The 18,164-nt window shown below is 61.3% G+C and carries 17 protein-coding genes; 6 read left to right on the plus strand and 11 right to left on the minus strand.

The genetic code is table 11. The annotated features are described in order from the left end of the window. Positions 1–179: 179 nt before the first annotated feature. On the minus strand, positions 180–1,007 hold the full coding sequence (locus HW554_RS11275; RefSeq protein ID WP_176908690.1) for an OmpA family protein: 828 nt from the start codon (positions 1,005–1,007) through the stop codon (positions 180–182). A 187-nt stretch (positions 1,008–1,194) separates the two neighbouring features. On the opposite strand from HW554_RS11275, the gene HW554_RS11280 reads away from it, so the two are divergent. The 3 genes from HW554_RS11280 (at position 1,195) to HW554_RS11290 (ending at position 4,463) form a co-directional block, all read left to right on the plus strand. Further along, positions 1,195–2,910 (plus strand): S8 family serine peptidase, encoded by a 1,716-nt coding sequence (locus HW554_RS11280; RefSeq protein ID WP_176908691.1) that lies wholly within the window; start codon positions 1,195–1,197, stop codon positions 2,908–2,910. After that, on the plus strand, positions 2,907–3,638 hold the full coding sequence (locus HW554_RS11285) for a hypothetical protein (protein ID WP_176908692.1): 732 nt from the start codon (positions 2,907–2,909) through the stop codon (positions 3,636–3,638). The genes HW554_RS11280 and HW554_RS11285 overlap by 4 nt, the downstream gene beginning before the upstream one ends. Positions 3,639–3,860: 222 nt before the next feature. Then, complete coding sequence (locus tag HW554_RS11290) at positions 3,861–4,463, plus strand: hypothetical protein (protein WP_176908693.1); 603 nt, start codon at positions 3,861–3,863, stop codon at positions 4,461–4,463. A 407-nt stretch (positions 4,464–4,870) separates the two neighbouring features. Here the strand turns inward: HW554_RS11290 and HW554_RS11295 are convergent, their stop codons facing one another. The 5 genes from HW554_RS11295 to HW554_RS11315 form a co-directional block, all read right to left on the minus strand. After that, positions 4,871–6,043, minus strand: coding sequence for a DUF3570 domain-containing protein (locus tag HW554_RS11295; RefSeq protein ID WP_176908694.1), 1,173 nt, complete (start codon positions 6,041–6,043; stop codon positions 4,871–4,873). A gap of 184 nt (positions 6,044–6,227) precedes the next feature. Then, the gene (locus HW554_RS11300; RefSeq protein WP_176908695.1) at positions 6,228–6,476 is read right to left on the minus strand and encodes a DUF4266 domain-containing protein; all 249 of its coding nucleotides are present in this window, start codon (positions 6,474–6,476) and stop codon (positions 6,228–6,230) included. A 59-nt stretch (positions 6,477–6,535) separates the two neighbouring features. Next, positions 6,536–7,579 carry an FAD:protein FMN transferase gene (locus tag HW554_RS11305; RefSeq protein WP_176908696.1) on the minus strand — a complete coding sequence of 348 codons (1,044 nt, stop codon included), beginning with the start codon at positions 7,577–7,579 and terminating at the stop codon, positions 6,536–6,538. 80 nt (positions 7,580–7,659) lie between these two features. Continuing rightward, positions 7,660–8,145, minus strand: coding sequence for a thioredoxin family protein (locus HW554_RS11310; protein ID WP_176908697.1), 486 nt, complete (start codon positions 8,143–8,145; stop codon positions 7,660–7,662). A gap of 203 nt (positions 8,146–8,348) precedes the next feature. Continuing rightward, on the minus strand, positions 8,349–9,683 hold the full coding sequence (locus HW554_RS11315; RefSeq protein WP_176908698.1) for a M23 family metallopeptidase: 1,335 nt from the start codon (positions 9,681–9,683) through the stop codon (positions 8,349–8,351). A 309-nt stretch (positions 9,684–9,992) separates the two neighbouring features. Here HW554_RS11315 and HW554_RS11320 point away from each other — a divergent pair, with 309 nt between their 5' ends. Then, entirely contained in the window at positions 9,993–10,847 is an 855-nt protein-coding gene (locus HW554_RS11320; RefSeq protein WP_176908699.1) for a hydroxymethylglutaryl-CoA lyase, read from the plus strand. Between the two features lie 287 nt (positions 10,848–11,134). Further along, a complete protein-coding gene (locus HW554_RS11325; protein ID WP_176908700.1) occupies positions 11,135–11,869 on the plus strand; it encodes a (Fe-S)-binding protein in 735 nt (244 codons plus the stop codon). A gap of 4 nt (positions 11,870–11,873) precedes the next feature. On the opposite strand, the gene HW554_RS11330 is transcribed toward HW554_RS11325, so the two are convergent. Together HW554_RS11330 and dapA are read right to left on the minus strand one after the other, a co-directional pair. Then, entirely contained in the window at positions 11,874–12,380 is a 507-nt protein-coding gene (locus HW554_RS11330; protein ID WP_176908701.1) for a DUF2199 domain-containing protein, read from the minus strand. 3 nt (positions 12,381–12,383) lie between these two features. Beyond that, positions 12,384–13,253 carry a 4-hydroxy-tetrahydrodipicolinate synthase gene (gene dapA / locus HW554_RS11335; protein ID WP_176908702.1) on the minus strand — a complete coding sequence of 290 codons (870 nt, stop codon included), beginning with the start codon at positions 13,251–13,253 and terminating at the stop codon, positions 12,384–12,386. A 137-nt stretch (positions 13,254–13,390) separates the two neighbouring features. Here dapA and HW554_RS11340 point away from each other — a divergent pair, with 137 nt between their 5' ends. Further along, positions 13,391–14,314 carry a polysaccharide deacetylase family protein gene (locus HW554_RS11340; protein WP_176908703.1) on the plus strand — a complete coding sequence of 308 codons (924 nt, stop codon included), beginning with the start codon at positions 13,391–13,393 and terminating at the stop codon, positions 14,312–14,314. A 136-nt stretch (positions 14,315–14,450) separates the two neighbouring features. Here the strand turns inward: HW554_RS11340 and HW554_RS11345 are convergent, their stop codons facing one another. The 3 genes from HW554_RS11345 to ligA form a co-directional block, all read right to left on the minus strand. Next, the gene (locus HW554_RS11345) at positions 14,451–15,143 is read right to left on the minus strand and encodes a spondin domain-containing protein (RefSeq protein WP_176908704.1); all 693 of its coding nucleotides are present in this window, start codon (positions 15,141–15,143) and stop codon (positions 14,451–14,453) included. 200 nt (positions 15,144–15,343) lie between these two features. After that, positions 15,344–15,796 carry a rhodanese-like domain-containing protein gene (locus HW554_RS11350; RefSeq protein WP_176908705.1) on the minus strand — a complete coding sequence of 151 codons (453 nt, stop codon included), beginning with the start codon at positions 15,794–15,796 and terminating at the stop codon, positions 15,344–15,346. Positions 15,797–15,869: 73 nt separating this feature from the next. Beyond that, positions 15,870–17,984 carry an NAD-dependent DNA ligase LigA gene (ligA, locus tag HW554_RS11355; RefSeq protein WP_176908706.1) on the minus strand — a complete coding sequence of 705 codons (2,115 nt, stop codon included), beginning with the start codon at positions 17,982–17,984 and terminating at the stop codon, positions 15,870–15,872. Positions 17,985–18,164: the final 180 nt, after the last annotated feature.

Below are 18,164 nucleotides of genomic sequence, written 5' to 3' on the forward strand. Positions count from 1 at the left end.
ACTGTAAAAGCAGGTAGCCTGTTTATCCGGATTAAAAATCGGATAAACAGGCTACCTGCTTTTGAAATAGTACTGGTCCTGCAAACTGCATAGTTTACGGCCAGAAGATGCAGTTCTACCTGTGAATTACCGACTGCTGAGTGCGTCGATTACAGGCAAAGACATTGGCTGGCAGGTCGTTAATTCTGCTCGAGAATCTGAAATAGCTCGTCGAGCTTAGGCGTCAGAATAATCTCCGTACGGCGGTTAAGCGCCTTGTTGGCAGGAGTGTCGTTGGCTGCAATAGGCACAAACTGCGCCCGGCCCGAAGGCGTTACCTGCGAATCAGAAAGTCCCGATTCGGTGAGGATACGCGTGATTTCGGTTGCCCGTAACACGCTCAAATCCCAGTTGTCCTTTGCCCCGTTCACTACGCCGCGCACCGGTACATTGTCGGTGTGGCCTTCCACCAGCACGTTCACGTCCTGGTTGCCTTTCAGGGCGGCCGCCAGTTTCTTGAGGGCTTCCTGGCCTTTAGGGTCTACTTTGGTTGAGCCCGACTTGAAGAGTAGCTGCTCGGAAAGCGACACGTAAACTTTGCCGTTTTTTACATTTACCTGCAAATCCTGGGCGTTGAAACCAAGTAGCGCGTCGCCTACTTTCTGGCGCAGCGCCTTCACAGCGGCTTCCTTCTGGTCGAGCACACGCTGCATTTCGGCAATGCGCTCTTCCTTGGTTCGCAAATCGGTGGAAAGCTGCGAATTTTCCTGCTGGGCTCCGCTCAGGCTTTGGTTAAGCTGGTTTACCTGCTGATTTTTGGAAAGTAAATTACTACGTAACGATTCTTCATTGCGCGCCTTCTCATTTTCGAGGGCCGATTTCTCAACCTGTAACTGGTCGCGGGCCTGGGCTGCCTCCTGAAAAGAGCGTTGCGCAGCGTCAAATTTTTTCTGCGACACGCAGCTGGCCGAGCCAACAAGCAGAGCAGCTCCGCAGAGCACTTTGGGGAAAACGGAAGAAAAGAACATATGAAAAGTAAAAATGAAAAAACAGAAAATGATTGTCCAGAAGCGCCGCAAAAATAATTCTGAGCAGCTACACCGCTACAACGGCTCAACCGTGGGGCTGGTTGCCGGCTGGTGCGCCGCCGGTGTTTCGCCGAATGAGGCTTTATTGTACCTTCGAAGCTGAAACAGGTTTTAGGTAAGAGAACAATTGCGGTTTCGTGAATATCTGATATTGTGGCTGGGGTTGCTGGCCGGGCTGCCAGCCGCCGCGCAGCACCTCGCACCCGTTGCGGCTCCTGCGGCTTCTGCGGCCCGCTACTGGGTTACGTTCCGCGACAAAGCGGGCCAGACGCTGCAGCCCTCCGCCTATTTCGACCCGGCTGCCCAGGCCCGCCGCCGCCGCCAGCACCTGCCCGCCGCCGACAGCACCGATTTCCCGGTCCGCCCCGACTATCTGGCCCGGGTGCAGGCACTCACCGATTCCGTCACGCTTGTCAGCCGCTGGTTTAATGCCGTGGCCTGCCGGGCCACCGCTGCCCAGGCAGCCCGTATGCGGCTATTACCCGGCGTGCGCAGCGTTGAGACCTGGCCCGAGCGCCCCATGCTACCTGCCGGAGCCCACCAATTGCAACGCCCTGCTGTGCCGCCGGCTGGTTCGCCCGCGCCCCTCTCGCCCGCCGATTTGGTGCTGGCCCGCCGGCAAACGGCCGTGCTCGGGGCCACCGGGTTCCGGCAGGCGGGGCAGCAGGGGCAGGGGCTGCGTATTGCCGTGTTCGATGTGGGCTTCCGCGCCACCGACACGCATCCGGCCTTCGCGCACCTGTACCGCCGCCGGGCAATAGCAGCCACCTACGATTTCCTGCGCCGCACCCCCGATGTATACCGGGGCGGCAGCCACGGCACCGAGGTGCTTTCGTGCCTGGCCGGCCAGCTGCCCGACAGCACTTTCCTGGGGCTGGCGCCGGCCGCCGAATTCCTGCTGGCCCGCACCGAGCAGCAGGGGAGCGAGTTGTACGCCGAGGAAGAGGCCTGGCTGGCCGCCGCCGAATGGGCCGACCGGAACGGAGCCGATATCATCAACTCGTCGTTGGGCTACACCGACCGCCGCTACTTCCCGGAGCAGATGAATGGGCGTGCCAGTCTGGTGGCCCGCGCCGCTGCCATAGCCGTGCGCAAGGGTATTCTGGTAGTGAATGCGGCCGGCAATGCTGGTGATGACCCCAGGTGGCGCATCGTTGGCACGCCCGCCGATGCCGACTCGGTGCTAACCGTGGGCGGCCTCGCCCCCGATACGTTTCTGCACCTGTCTTTCAGTAGCTACGGGCCCGCGGCGGGCGGGCGGCTCAAACCTAATCTGTCGGCTTTTGGGGTGGCCATAACGGCCGTGCCGGGTGGCTTCGAACGGGTCGAAGGTACCTCGTTTGCCAGCCCGCTGGTGGCGGGCTTTGCGGCCTGTGCCTGGCAGCAGCAGCGCGATTTGCCGGTTATGGCGCTATTCGCCCGGCTGCAGCAGGCCGGGCACCTCTATCCGTATTTCGACTATGCCCACGGTTACGGCTTGCCCCGGGCAGCCGCCTTCAGCGCTGCCGGCCAGCCGGCGGCAGCGCCGGATTCTACCTTCGATTTTTTGGTCGCCGACTCGGCCGTTAGTGTCATCATCCGGCCCGAAGCGGCCGTTGTGCCCGCTTATTCGCTGCCGCTGGAGGCCGTTGCCGAGTCTCTGGACGACTCGAACGCCGCTGCAGTCGGGCCGCTGGCCCCGCTGTACTGGCAGCTGCGCGATGCCAGCGGCTTTATTACGCGCTACGAGGTACTGGAGGTAAGCCAGCGGGCCATACTGCGAGTGCCGCTGCGGCAGCTGCCAGCCGGCGGTACGCTGCGGGTGCATTACCGGGGGTACACGGCTAGCTTTAGCGCTTTATGAGAAGGTACAATCCCATTTGGCTACCCTTGCTGGCCCTGCTGCTGCTGGCCGCTTGGCCCCGCCTGGCAGCGGCCCAGCGGGTGCTACTGCGCGCCGACCCCGCCACCGATACCATTCCTGGGCGCTACGGCCCCAATCGGGCTTTCTACCAGCACCTGTACCTGGGCTACACCGCCGTGGTGGGCGCCGCCGATGGGCCCGGAGTCCCGCTACGTTACCCTCAGTCGGGCGAGCTGTTTGCCGGGCTTCGTAACAAGTGGCGCATAACAGGGGCTACGGCGGCCGGGCTGGATGCCCGCTTTGCCTATCTGCGCTACCACTTGCGGCAAAACAGCGCCAAGCAGGTGCCCACCGCCCAGCCGCACTACCGCGAATCCCTGAGCCTTACGCAGCTGCAGCTGGAGCCCTTTGTCCGGCTGAGTTTCGGACGGCGTGGGAACGTGGTAGGGCACTACCTCGACGTAAGCGGCTGGGGCAGCTGGGCACTAAGCAGCAACCACAGCTACGAAGACCGGCCCGGCCAGGGGCAGGGTACTCGGACGCTGGTGCGCGAAGTACGCCCAGCCTACCTGAGCCGCTGGAACTGGGGCCTGGGCACGCGGTTGGGTGCGGGCCGCTATGCGCTGGTAGGCCGCTACCGCCTCGCCGATGCGTTTAACAGCTCGGCACCGGCTATTTACCCCGAGCTACCGCGCTGGCTGCTGGGCATAGAAGTAGGGGTGTTCTGAGTTCCGACCAAAAAAAACTTCCCCAAACAGTCTGTCGGCGGGCAGATTTCGTAAATAAGTGAACTGTCGGCCACTCAGCTATGCAAGCGTAGGGGCAGGGCATTAATAGTCAATTGATTTAGGGATATTAATAATTGGCCGAATGCGGGGAAATCCCGAACTTTCGGGGCTGGAGCCTTTCAAAAGGCTGTCTGGCTGAATTGTTGCTGCGTCTGTTTACTCATGAAAAAACTATTAATCCCCGTTGCCGGAGCCTTTTGCCTGCTTCAGCTGTCGTCTTGCCTGAATACGGAGCGCGAAGTGGCCACCTCCCGCAACACCGACCGTCAATTTACGCCTGGCTTAGAGGCCAACCGCGGCCGGGTGAGCGAACGGACCGTGTTGCGCACAGTAACCGCCAGCCATAACTTCTCCTCAACCAAGGACAAAGATTCCTTTGTGTTGCAGCTGCGCGGGCCCAAAATTGCCTCGTCGCGGGCTTACTTTATTATCCTCAACAGCACCGGCGATACGCTGCGCCAGGAGGTGATGCCCGCCACCGCCCTCATCCGCGACCAGGACATGACCGACCCGCAGACGGCCACTGTGCGCGACAAGGAAATTGCTATTCTGCAGGGCATGAACGGCTTTTTCCGCGACGACCGGTTTGTGCAGCCGGCTGTACCAAAGGCAGCTGTTCAGCCCGAAAACGTGGATGCTCAGTCGTGGTCGTCGGTGAAAGCCGATAGCCGGGCCATTGGCTTCGACTACCCCTCGGCCGATGGCCGGGAGCGGCGCCTGGCCTTCTCCAAGGCCCTGAAGCGTGCGGTAGTCATTGCCGAATAAGGTTGAGTCAGGAGCTTCTGGCAGACAGCCAGCAGTTCCTGTTCGGACGGGTAAGTGACTACGAAGCTGTTTAGAAAGTCAAAAGAACGTCATGCTGAGCGCAGCCGAAGCATCTCTACCGTTTCGTTACAGTCATTCAACGAAGCGGTAGAGATGCTTCGGCTGAGCTCAGCATGACGTTGTAATTGATTCCGGGTACTTACTAAACAGCTTCTACATAAAAAGCAAGCTACTTGCACTGCCGCACGAGTGTCCGGTCCTCCTTCATACAAGCCAAAGCGCCGCCGGAGATACTCCGGCGGCGCTTTGGCTTGTATGAAGGAGGACGATTCTTGGAGCAGCAACTACTTGCCAAACAGTTTCAGCAGAGAATACGTCAGGCTACCAATTCACCACTCATTACTTCCTTATGGCATCGTGAAGGCCAAGTCGAAGCTGACTAGGTTGGCGTTGAAGTTGTTGTTGCGCTGGTAATAGGCGTAGCGTACATCGAGCGACTTGAATTTGGCCACTTTACGGCCGCCCTGGCCGTTGCCGAAGGGGGTTTTGAAGCGACTGATGCCGTACACCGGCGAATAGCGCAGCCCCAGTCCGAACTTGTTGGCCGAGAAATCCGACAGGTCGTAGTCGGAGGTGTAGAACTCGCTGGTGCTGGAATGTTGGGCGTAGGGGGCGAAGTACCTGGCCGCCGTTTGGGTGTGGTAGCGGTAGAAGGGGTAGAGCACAAAGAAAGGCGTTACTTTCAGCGGCGTTTCCAGCTCAAAGGTGTGGGCCGTGATGCCGAAATTGTCGTTGTAGAAGCGGTAGAAACCCCGCAGCTGCACAAAGTCGGAAGCGAAGTAGCTCGCGCGTAGTGCTACCGGGTACTTAAAGCGGCGCTGCGGCAGCTGCTCTACCTTGGGAGCCACGTTGCCCGGCTCGCGGAAATACACCCGGTGGAAGGACGTACTCAGCAGCCCGCGCTGGTATACCAGCTCGGTGCTGACGGCAACCTGTAACCGCTGGTTGATTACCTGCGAATACACCAGCGACAAATTGTAGCTCTGGCGCTTATCGGTGGGTACGAGCTGCTGGCCGGTGCGCAGCTCCGTGGGGTAAATAAGGGTAGCCTTATCGAGGTACACCTGTCCGGCGACGCTGAACTCGCGGTTGCCGTCGCGGGAGCTCTTGGCCCACGAGCCCGCCACGTTCACCGAGAAGTAGTCGTATTCAGTCGATACACCGGCCCCCAACCCAATGATGCGCCGCTTGGCCTTGTTCTCGCGCGAGTAGCCGAAATCGGCGTGCAGGCGCGTGTCGCGGGCCGAAGGGGTGGAGAGGAAAAGGCCCTCCACGCCATCAATACGGTCGGTGGAGGCGGAGGCGTAAAAGTCGGCCCCGATGTTGGCCGTGAGCCGGCTGACCGTATCGAGCGGGATACTGAGAATGATGGTGGGGGTAACGTCGGTGAGGTACTCGGTGCCGCGCCCGCCCTGCACGGCCCCATGCGTGCCGTCCTGCTGGTAGTAGCTCCCCAGAATATTGATTTCGGTTTCGCCTACCGAAGTGCTGGGCGCAGTGGTCTGGAGGCGAAGTGGCACCCCGGAGCCGTCTATGCGGTTAGGTGTGGTGCCCCCCTGTGCCCAGGCCAGCGTAGGTAACAGTACCCCGCAGGCCGCTATGCTCAACCGCCGAAAAAAAACCATCCTAGTCCAAATCAAACGCATACAATAAGCGAAAAGCACGCTTCCAAAAAACCAGGCCCGGTATAATAAGTCAACCGCTTTAATTACAGCCGCAACCGCCGCCAACTTTGCCGCCATTGGCTCCGCCAGCACCTTCGCGGTACGACTCGAAGTTGGTTTCATACACTTCTATCCGCTTGTTGGACAGCTTCATATCCTCGTCGTTGAGGTATACCTTCTGGTAGGCAGCCACCGACACGCAGCCCCCCAGGCTGCCCGCCGCCAGCAGCAGACAGGCCAGCCCAAGAGCCGGGCGGCGCAGGCAAATAAAAGCGGGAATATCCGGCATGAGCAGGGGACAGAAAGCGTGAGGGCGGAGCGCCAGAAAATGTACGATAAATTACCCGGTTACGGTCGGCGGGTTGCCGGTACCGGGGCGCTGTTGCGGTAGTAGTTGATCTGCATGTTTTTAGAAACCAGCGTGCGGTTGTCGTCGGTAATCAGGGTGCAGTCGACGCCCTTGAGCTGGTTGATGAAGGCCAGCCCCTCCACGGCGCCCTTCACGAATACCACTTCATCGAGGCAGTCGGCCAGCTCTACATCGGAACAGATGATGGTGACGGAGCGCAGGCCGGTGGCGGGCAGGCCGGTGGCGGGGTTGATGATGTGGCCGTACACCTTGCCGCCCGATGTGAAATACTGCTCGTAGTTGCCGGCCGTTACCACGGCCACATCGGTTACCTGCACCCAGCTCGAAATGCTGCCGGGGTGGTCGGGGTTGCCGATGGCCACGCGCCAGAGCGAGCCGTCGGCCTGCCGGCCCCAGCACAGAATGTCGCCCGAGCCGTTGAGCAGGCCACCTTTTATGCCCAGCTTATCGAGTACCTGCCGGGCCCGCCGGATGCCGTAGCCCTGCAGCACCCCGGCCAGATTGATGCGCATGCCCTTCTCCTGGAGCATAACGGTGTGCCGGGTGGGGTCGAGCAGTACGTGGCGGTAGTTGATGCGGGCCACGGCGGCTCGGCGCACGGCCTCGGGCGGCAGCGGGTGGTCCTGCCGGTCAAAGCGGTAGATTTTGTCGGCCGAGGCGAAGGTGATGTCGAAGGCGCCACCGCTCAAAGCCGAAATCCGCAGGGTACGCTCAATCAGCTCGTACACTTCCTGGTCGACGACCACCGGGCGCAGGCCGGCGGCCCGGTTGATTTGCGTGATTTGGGAAGTAGAATCCCAGAACGACATGAGCCGGTCGATGCGGCGGGTTTCGGCAATGGCGGCGTTGAGCGACGTCCAGCCCAGCGTGTCGTTGTCGGCCACTACTGTGTAGGTGAAGTGCGAGCCCATGAGTTGGGCCTGCTTGCTGAAGTTGCGCAGCTGAGCGGCCGCGCTCATGGGTTTCCAAGGCAGCAAAAGCACCAGCAGCCAGAAAAAACGCAGCAAGGAGGCGGCAGGCATAGCAAATTGGATAATCGGAGCCGAAAAGAAACTGATTGGTGCTGCTATTCAGGCGGCACCAACCAAGGCGAAAGGGTGCTCTATTTGCGGGCCAGCAGGGCGGTGAGGTGCGCTTCGTAGGCAGCCTCACCGCCGGGCCGGTAGCCGGTTTTGGCCAACACCTTACCCTCGGGCGAAAGCAAGATTACCAGCGGAAAGGAGCCCTCCTGGTTGAGCTTGGAGGCGGCCAGCTCGTTTTGTTTTTGCTGCTCAGCCGACAGCTTGTTCTTCTTGCTGCGCGGGAAATCGAAGTGCGCCAGCACAAACCTGTCGCGGGCGAACTGCTCGAAGGCCGGCGTATCGAACACTTCCTGCTTCAGCATAATGCAGGGCTTGCACCAGTCGGAACCCGAAAAAACGGCCAGCACGGGCCGGTTGGTGGCCTTGGCCTGCTGCATAGCCACTTCCAGGCTACTAACCCAGGGCGCGGCGGGCACGGCAGCCGCAGAAGTCGTCTGGGCGAAACCAGCTGATGCCAAGCCTAATTCAGCTGCCAGCAAAGCAGTTGCGAAAAGTAAAACGCGCATATGTAGGTAGTAGAAAGAGGTAAGATACAGCGGCCGTAGCCACATACGAAGCAACTGCTGCTCCGGAGTAAAGCAAGAACGCGGAACAGCTTCTGAAAAAGCCACTCCGCGTTCTTGCTCCAATCACCGGTTCAAACGTACGGGCGACTATATGAAGCCCGAATGAAGAGCCGGAAAAAACAGGCGCGCATTATCCCGGTCGCTTAACCGGCCTTAACCCAGCCGGTGCGGCCGTTGGCCTGGCGCACGAGACGGTAGCCCCCGAACTCGCCCAGTACGGCCACGGCGGTTTGGGCCGGTAGTGCCGCCACAGCCGGTGCACCGGGCAGCGGGAAAGAGCGCAGCTCGGCCTCGGCCGCCAGCTTTTCACGGCGCAGCGGTACGGCAGTCCGCACGGCCGGGGCGGGCACGAAGCCGCTGCCACCGCCGGGTAGCTGCACCCGCAGCCAGCCGGGCACGGTGCCTAGCACCAGCAGCGGGATGGTAGGCGCAGCGGTGCGGCCGGCCAGGGCCTTGGCGGTAGTGGCCGGTGTGGGGCGCAACAGGAGCCGTGGGGCCCGGGCCCGCACGTACTGGCCCAGCTCGGCGGGCAGCTTCTCCGGCGTTGCAGCTGGTGCATCGGCCTTGCGTACAAAGGGTAGCGGATCGAGGGCGCCGCTGCGGTACACGCCGAAATGCAGGTGGGGCGGCGTGGTGCGGGCGTTGCCGGTGTTGCCTACCAGCCCCAGCGTATCGCCTACGCGCACGCGCTGGCCGGGCTGCACCAGCTGCTTATCGAGGTGGGCATAGTAAAGGTGGGCGTTGAAATCGGCAGTAGAAAGCCACACGACCCGGCCACCCAGCGGCGTTTCGTTTACCCGGGTAACGACGCCGGCGGCAGCGGCCACGGCGGGCGTACCACGGGCCGCAAAAATATCGACGCCCTCGTGGCGACGGGCCCCGCCGTCGCGCCCCGCGCCCCAGAAGGAGCCAATGGCCTTATCAGACTTACCCTGCACCGGGAAGCTGAGGGTGGGCTCGCGGCGGATGCTGAGCGAGTAGCGGCCCCCACGAAGCAGCTCAGGCTGCACCCGCAGCAGATGCTGGCGGTCGGCCTCCACCACGTAGCGAAACGAGAGGCTGGCTGTATCGGCGGCCATCAGGTGCCGGGGCGCAGGCTGGTCGGGGCTGAGCTCAAAAGCGTCGAGAAACACGCGGGGCGCGGCCGTGCCGGGAGCCAGCGTGAGGCTGACCTGGATAGCCTCGCCCGCCCGCACGCCATAGCGCAGCCCCAGCGCCACGGCCCGGTCGGCCGGGAAGAAGCCCGATTCCTGGTAAGGCAGCTTCACAAGGAGCGAGTCGCGCAGCGCTTGGTCGGCGGCCCGGAGCCAGTCGCGCCCCAGGGCCGTTTCGGCAAGGCCCGACTGTTGCAGGCGGCGGGCGTAGGTTTCGTGGGGCGTGGTTTGCTGAAAGAGGCCGCGTAGGGTTTGGTTCTGGCTACAGGCGCTCAGCAGCGTTATCAATAACAGAAAAGGCAGGGCGCGAAGGCGGTGCGGCATGAAGCGAGTGGGGAAGAGTAAGGCGATACTGGAAGGGACTGTCTCAACCCCGAAACGCGCCGGGTAGTTCGCCCGCAAGCTGTGGGCCCGGCAGGAAGCCCGGATGGTGGCAGTGCCCAATAGGAAGTCCGGGCAGCGGAAAAGCGTAGTGTTCCCCTTGTTTGCAAAACCCTTTCGTGGGCGGCTTGCTGATTCTGAACGTGAAGGGCGGCCGCTGCGGGGTGGTGGGCCGTTGGCAGGAGTGGAGCAGGAGTGAGGCTGGGGTTGTCGGGGGAGGGTTTATCTTTACGCTCCACCCACATCCCGCCCATGCTCTACCTCACCGAATGCCCCCGCGACGCGATGCAGGGCTGGCCCACATTCATCCCGACCACCGACAAGATAGCCTACCTCAACGCCCTGCTCAAAGTGGGTTTCAGCACCCTCGATTTCGGCTCCTTCGTGTCGCCCAAGGCCATTCCGCAGCTTGCCGACACGGTCGAAGTGCTGGAGGGACTCGACCTGAGCCAGTCGGGCACCATGCTACTGGCTATTGTGGCCAACCTGCGCGGGGCCGAAACGGCGGCTACGCACCCGCAAATTCGCTACATTGGTTTCCCGCTGTCGGTGTCGGAAACCTTTCAGCAGCGCAATACCAACAAAAGCATTGCCCAGGCCCTCGACGACGTGGCCCGCATCCAGGAAGTGTGCGCCCGCACCGGCCAGCAGCAGGTGGTGTACCTGAGCATGGGCTTCGGCAACCCCTACGGCGACGCTTGGAGCCCGGCCGTGCTGGGCGAGTTCACCCAGCAGCTCGATGCGCTGGGCGTGGGCATCGTGGCGCTGTCCGACACCATCGGGGCCAGCACGCCGGCCACCATTGCCCCCGCTTTCCGCGAACTGACGGCCGCCTACCCGCACATCCGTTTCGGGGCCCACCTGCACACCACGCCCGATACCTGGCAGGAAAAAGTGCAGGCCGCCTACGAGGCCGGCTGCCGACACTTCGACGGGGCGCTGGGTGGCTATGGCGGCTGCCCGATGGCCGCCGACGACCTCACCGGCAACATGCCCACCGAGCGACTCCTGGAGTTTTCCACCCAGGTTGGCTTGGAGCCCGGCGTGAACCTAGAGGCGCTGAATGAGGCTATGCGGCTGAATCAGCGCATCTTTGCGGGGCATTAGCGCATGAGCAACAATATTAGCATAGATCTTTATAACCGGCAGCCCGTGCGGCTTGAGCTTTGTCTAGAACCTTTTGAGCATGGGGTAGAAATGCAAGTGGGGATGGAATATCGAATTGTGTCCGTTGAGACAGAGTATCGAATTGAGTTTGGGCCCGATTTAATTATAGTGTATTTAGAGGACGTTTTTGAGTACAAAATTTTCGAGCGGCCCTATTCGACTGATTTTCAAAATCCAGGTGATTGGCAGCTTGTTGTTGAGTACTAATCAACTTAAAAATCAAGTTTATGCCCACACTCGTCGATATCTTCATTCCCTGCTTTGTTGACCAGCTTTTCCCGCACACGGCCATGAATATGGTGAAGGTGCTAGAGGCTGTGGGCTGCGAGGTGCACTACAACGCCAACCAAACCTGCTGCGGGCAGCCGGCCTACAACGCGGGCTACAAAACCGAGAGCTGCGACGTGGCCCGCAAGTTTCTCACCGATTTCCCTACCGAGCAGGAGCGCTACATCGTGAGCCCCTCGGCTTCCTGCATCGGTATGGTGCGCAACACCTACGCCGACCTGTTCGAGGGCACGCCCGATGCTGGTCGCTACCACGGCGTACAGCGCCGGGCCTTCGAGCTCACAGAGTTCCTAGTCGATGTGATGGGCATCACTAGCATTCCGCGGGCGCAACTCAACGGTAAATACACCTACCACGACTCCTGCGCGGCCCTGCGTGAGTGCGGCATCCGCGAGGCCCCGCGCCAGCTGCTCGATGCCGTAGCCGGCCTGGAGCGCCTCGAAATGGCCGAAACTGAAACCTGCTGCGGCTTCGGCGGCACTTTCGCCGTGAAGTTTGAAGCCATATCGGTGGCCATGGCCGAGCAAAAGGTAGAGCACGCCCTGGCCACCGGCGCCGACTACCTCATCAGCACCGACACGAGTTGCCTGATGCACCTCGACGCCTACATCCGCCGCGAGCAAAAGCCCATCAAAACCCTGCACATTGCCGATGTGCTGGCGAGTGGTTGGTAACAGTTTAGTTGTCGGAATGAAACAAGCCATGCACAATTTGCAAGGCTCGTTCCATCGTTACACCATGTTCCTGCTCTATTAAGAGTGGATGAGCCTCCTCGATAATTCTGACTTTGGGAATCGTGCCAACAGGCTGAGTGTGCACCGTCGTCTTGATGCTTAAAGTGTTCGGATAGCCGGGGAGAACAGTTTGAAGCCAACCGAAATAAGGCGGCTCTTGCTCACGACCTATTTCATGCCATAGTTCGTTAACTCTTACAAAATTCTCCTTGCTTAGCGACGTCCAGACATTCCAACAGAATGGCTCATCGTGCCCAATAATTGGAATTTCAATGCGGCCGCGGATGAAGAAGTGACTTTCGTCAACTACACACAAATCCTTGTTGATTTCAATGCGTTCATCTCGCTCTGCCAGCGGAATGCTGAAATAAAAATCAGGATATTCTGCTCCAAAGCAGAAAGAAGGTCCAGCATGAGTTTCACCGCAAGTAGGGCAGACGAAGTGTTGCATTTCCTACAGCAACTCCTTAATCCGGGCAGTCAGCCCCTCACTAGCCTCGAGCAGCGGCAACCGAACGGCATCTGAACACAGGCCCTGAGCAGCCAGGGCGGCTTTTACGCCCACGGGGTTGCTTTCCTCATACATGAGCGGGTTGAGCTGGGCGAAGCCGAACAGCAACTGGCTGGCTTCGGCAAAGTTGCCGTTCAAGGCGGCGCGGGTCATGTCGGAAAAGCGTTTCGGAAAAGCGTTGGCCAGCACCGAGATGATGCCCGCGCCTCCGAAGCTGATGAGCGCCGTCGTCATCATGTCGTCGCCCGAAATCAGCAGGAAATCGGCGGGTTTGGCAGCGGCAATGGCGATGCACTGCTCCAGGTTGCCACTGGCTTCCTTGATGCCGATGATGTTGGGGTGCTGGGCCAGTTCGAGGGTAGTAGCCGCCGTGAGGTTAGAGCTGGTGCGGCCGGGCACGTTATAGAGCAGCACCGGCACCGGCGAGGCATCGGCCACGCGCTGGTAATGCGCGATGATGCCGCGCTGGCTGGGCTTGTTGTAGTAGGGCGAAGCCGACAGCAGCGCGTCGTAGCCGCTGAAGTCGATGGTTTCGAGGCTGCGCACCATCGCGGCCGTATCGTTGCCGCCCAGCCCGTACACCAGTGGGGCGCGGCCGGCCGTATGCTCGCGGGCCACTCGCCGGATTTCGGTGCGCTCCTCAATAGTCAGGGTCGGCGACTCGGCGGTGGTGCCGTTGATAACGAGGTAATCGGTGCCGTTTTCCAGCTGGAAATCGATGAGGCGGCGCAGGGCCGGGTAGTCTACGGCGCGGTCGGGGGAGGGGAGGAAGGGCGTAACCAGGGCCACGCCGGTGCCACGGAGTTTGTCCATGCGGGAAATAAGCGGTTGCTTTGTAGAAAGAAGGACCGGCGGCAAGATACGGCCGCCGCAGCTAAGGTTCATCTGTTTTTCCTCCACCGCATTTCCCCCTGTGGCCCGCCTCTTAGCGGCCTGCGTTCCAATCACCCATGAAGTTCACGAAGTACCCTGTGCTGGCCGCCGCGCTGGCCACCCTGGCCGCGCTGCCCGCCTGCACCGAAACTAAAACCGCCGCCGGCACCGAAGCAGCTGCCGCCGCCACCGAAATAGCCGCCGACTCGGCCGAAACCGCCGCCACGCCAACCGCCGGCAACGCCACAGCCGCCAGCCTGAACAACGGCAGCCCGGCTACTATCCCGGCCGGCCAGCGGGCCGATGCCGCTACCATTCTGGGCCGTAAGCAGGTACCTATTCTGTGCTACCATCAAATTCGCGACTGGAAGTCATCTGACTCGAAAGGTGCTAAGGATTACATCATTCCGGTGGCTCAGTTCAAGGCTCAGATGAAAATGCTGGCCGACTCGGGCTACCACGCCATTCTGCCCGACCAGCTCTACGCCTACCTCACCACCGGCGCCCCGCTGCCCAGCAAGCCGGTCATGCTCACCTTCGACGATACCGACCTCGACCAGTTCACGGTGGCCCGCCCGACGCTAGAAAAGTACGGCTTCAAGGGTGTTTACTTCATCATGACCGTGAGCCTCGGCCGCCCCCGCTACATGAGCAAGGCGCAGGTCAAGCAGCTTTCCGATGAGGGCAACGTCATCGGCTCGCACACTTGGGACCACCACAACGTGAAGAAGTACCAGGGCCAGGACTGGGTGACGCAGATTGAGAAGCCCACCAAAGTGCTCGAAGAAATTACGGGCAAGAAAGTCAACTACTTCGCCTACCCCTTCGGCCTCTGGAACCCCGAAGCTATTCCGGAGCTGAAGTCGCGCGGCATGGACGCGGCCTTTATCCTGGCCGAAAAGCGCGACCAGCAGGACCCACTCTTCACCGTTCGCCGCATCATCGCCAGCGGCTACTGGACCCCTCGCACTCTGCACAACAACATGGTACAGAGCTTCTAGGCTCGAAGTCAAAGAGGAGAAGTAAAAAGCAAAAGCCCCTGATGTCAATACTGACGTCAGGGGCTTTTGGTATGGCAGGTTTTGTCTATTTAACCCGAACCACCGAATAGGTCTGTCGGCACGCTGTAGGGGCCGTTTACTTGATGCGCTCCAGGTGCCAGCTGCCCAGTGGGGGGCCGTCGGGGGCTGGTCCAGTTGGGGGGGGCAATGGTAGCCGCACGATTACCCCGGCCGGTAGCATCGGCTGGTCGGGCGCCGTGAAGGTAGCGCCGCCGTCGGTACCGGCATCGTAGGCCCGGGCCGCTATCCGGCGCTCGGCTACCCATTGCCCATCGGCTCCGAGCAGGTTTTCATTTTCCAGCGCCACAAACCAATCCGGGCTCGGCGCAATCATGGTTACCAGGCTCAGCCGGGAATGCGCTGCATCCAGGCGGATGGTGTCGGCCACCATGCCGGGCGAGTTGATGTTGCCCCGCCCTTCCAGCAGCCTAAAAGCGGCCCCACTGCCTTGCAAAGCGTTGATTTCGGCGCGCAGTTTGGTGTTGTTGCCCCGCTCGGCCATGTCCTTGATGCCGGCACTAGCCAGCTGACCCGGCTGAAACAGCAGGCCATCGGCGCGGTGGGAAGCGCCTACTACGGCGGAGAAATGGGCGCCGGCCGGGAAGCTGGCATGCGTGGCCGCACTCCAGCTGGCTTCGAACGTAACGCGGTACAGGGCCGCGCCAACTGCCGGGGCGGGCATCTCAGGCATGGATTCCACCCCTTCTGAACAGGCCGCCAAGCCCGCAAATAGCGGAAACAGAAACAATGGGCGCAACAGACGGGGCATGGCGTGAGGAGTTAAGGTGGGCTATAATTGGTGCGCCGATGGCTACTTGGTCGTGAGGTAGGCCTCCTGACGTAGCGGATGCAGCGAACGACTTAACCCTACTCCGCAGTACGTGAGCAGCGTCGTAGTAAATGATACGGAAAAAACCGACTGGCAGGATTGCGCTCTGGCACGGCCCATGTCATTTACGGCGGTTGACGCTACTTCACCTCGTCCTTCAAATCCTTGTAAGCCCCGGCATTGATGACGTGCTTGAAGCCTTTTTCCTGCATGAGCAGGGCAGTTTTGTTGCTGCGGTTGCCGGAGGCACAGTAGAGTACGTAGGTTTTGCTGGGGTCAAGCTTCTGCAGTTGCGCGGCCAGGTCAGGGGCGCGGAAATCGACGTTGCCGGCTCCGGGCAGATGGCCGGTGGCATACTCTTCAGGCGTGCGCACATCGAGCAGGACTACGTTGGGCTGACTGAGCGTCTTCTTCACTTCGGCCACGGGGGCTACGGGCACGATACCTGAAGTAATGGCACCGGTGTCTTTGAATCCATCTGCAGTGCGGGCATCAGGCATATCGGTTTTGGGTTGCTGAGGAAAGGCCGGGCGTTGAGCCAGTACGGCCATAGGGGCGGCAACCAGAGTAATCAGCAGCAGATGACGAAGCATAGTAAGTTTTTCAGGGAGAGATACATAAGAACGCAGCCGGCCCGCTCGCGTTGCACGGCCGGCCCGCCGGACTTTAGAACAACGAACCCTGGGTGAGAGTGCCCGGAGCTTGGCTGGTAGGAGTGGCTGGGCTCTCGTTGGTTGGGGCAGCCGGCGTTTCGCCAGCCGCGGGCAGCATGGCCAGCAGCTCGGTTTCACCGATGATGGGCACGTTGAGGGTTGTGGCCTTCTCGCGCTTGGCTGGGCCCATTTTGTCGCCGGCGACCAGGAAGCTGAGTTTCTTGCTGATGCTGCCCGTGATTTTGCCGCCGTGCTGCTGAATAAGGTGCTGCAGCTCGTCGCGGCTATGCAGCTCAAATACGCCCGAGAGCACAAACGTGAGGCCCGCCAGCCGGTCGCTTTGGGGCTGGGGCGCCTCGCCGGTGAGGGCCAGCTGCACGCCGCCTGCCCGCAGGCGCTCCACCAAATCGAGGTTGGCGGGTTCCTGAAACCACGCGGCGGCCGACTCGGCAATGACGCCGCCCACCTCGGGCACGGCGGCCAGCTCGGGGGCCGTGGCCGCCGCCAGCGCCTCGATAGTGCGGTAGTGGGCGGCCAGCTTCTCGGCCACGGTTTCGCCCACGTAGCGGATGCCCAGCCCAAACAGCACCCTATCGAACGGTACCTGCTTGCTGGTTTCCAGCCCCGCCACCAGCCGCTGCACCGACTTCTCGCCCATGCGCTCCAGTTGGGCTAACTCTTCAGCCTTCGCCGGTAGCTCGTACAGCGAGGCTGCATCGGTCACCAAACCTAAATCGAAGAAGCGGCCTACCGTTTCGGCGCCTAGCCCGTCAATATCAAGCGCCTTACGCGACACGAAATGCTCGAGTTTAGCCTTGCGCTGGGGTGGGCAGCCCCGGTCGTTGGGGCAGCGGAAGTGGGCCTCGCCCTCGGGCCGAATGAGCGGCGTACCACAGGCCGGGCACTCCGTCGGGTACACGATAGGCTGGCTATCGGCGGGGCGGGCTTCCAGGTCAACCCCCGTTACTTTAGGGATGATTTCGCCGCCTTTCTCCACGAACACCAGGTCGCCGAGGCGCAGATCGAGGGCGGCAATCTGGTTGGCGTTGTGCAGCGAGGCGCGCTTTACCACGGTACCGGCCAGCGGTACGGGGTCGAGCAGGGCCACTGGCGTAACGGCCCCGGTGCGTCCCACCTGGTACTGGATTGCCTGCAGGCGGGTGCGTCCGGCCTCGGCGGGGTATTTGAAAGAAATGGCCCAGCGGGGGCTTTTTGAGGTATAGCCCAGCAGTTCCTGCTGCCGGAAATCATCTACCTTGATAACGATGCCATCGGTGGCGACTGGCAGCCCAAACCGCTTCTTGTCCCACTCGTGCACGAAATCCAGCACCTGCTCGATAGTGGCGCAGCGCCGCCAAGTGTCCGAAACGGGCAGGCCCCAGGCGCTCAGGGCTTCGAGCGAGGCGCTGTGGGTTTCGAACTGCGAGCGGCCGGGCATCAGGAAGGAATAGGCATAGAAGCGCAGCTTGCGGGCGGCTACCTGGGCCGAATCCTGGAGCTTGAGGGCACCGCTGGCAGCGTTGCGTGGGTTGGCCAGCAGGGCTTCGCCGTTGGCCTCGCGCTCCTCGTTCAACTCGCCGAATACGGGCAGGGGCATGAAAATTTCGCCCCGTACCTCGAACTCGGCCGGCCGGGCCGGGCCGGCAGGCCGCAGGTGCAGCGGCAGGTTGCGAATGGTACGCACGTTGTTGGTTACCACGTCGCCGCGGGTGCCGTCGCCGCGCGTAACGCCCTGCGCCAGTTCGTCGTGCTCATAGGTCAGGCTCATGGCCACGCCATCGAACTTCAGCTCGCACACATACTGCATTTCGGCCCCCTCCAGGCCCTTGCGCACCCGCTCATCGAACTCGCGCAAATCGGTCTCCGAGTAGGTGTTGCCCAAACTCAGCATGGGGTAGCGGTGCTCGGCCGTGGGGAACTGCTTGGTAACGGTGCCACCTACCCGCCGGGTGGGCGAATTAGGTCGGGCCAGGGCCGGATGTTCGGCCTCCAGCCGGGCCAGTTCGGCCAGTAGCGCGTCAAACGCCTGGTCGGGTATTTCGGAGTGGTCGAGCTGGTAGTATTGGTAGTTGAGGTGGTGCAGCTGCTCGGTAAGGGCGATAATGCGCGCTTCGATATCGGGACTCATAGGGGCATGGCAGGTTGGGGCCGCAAGCTACGAACTGAGGGGTTGAAGCGGGGAAGGAGCGAGCTGATAAATGAGAAAACGCCTGTCATGCTGAGCGGAGCGAAGGATCCGTATAAAAGGTATAGTTTGATACTACCTTCTGTACAGATCCTTCGCTCCGCTCAGCATGACAGGCGTTTT

Origin of the sequence: Hymenobacter lapidiphilus (assembly GCF_013377885.1) — a bacterium.
Classification (GTDB): Bacteria; Bacteroidota; Bacteroidia; order Cytophagales; family Hymenobacteraceae; genus Hymenobacter; species Hymenobacter lapidiphilus.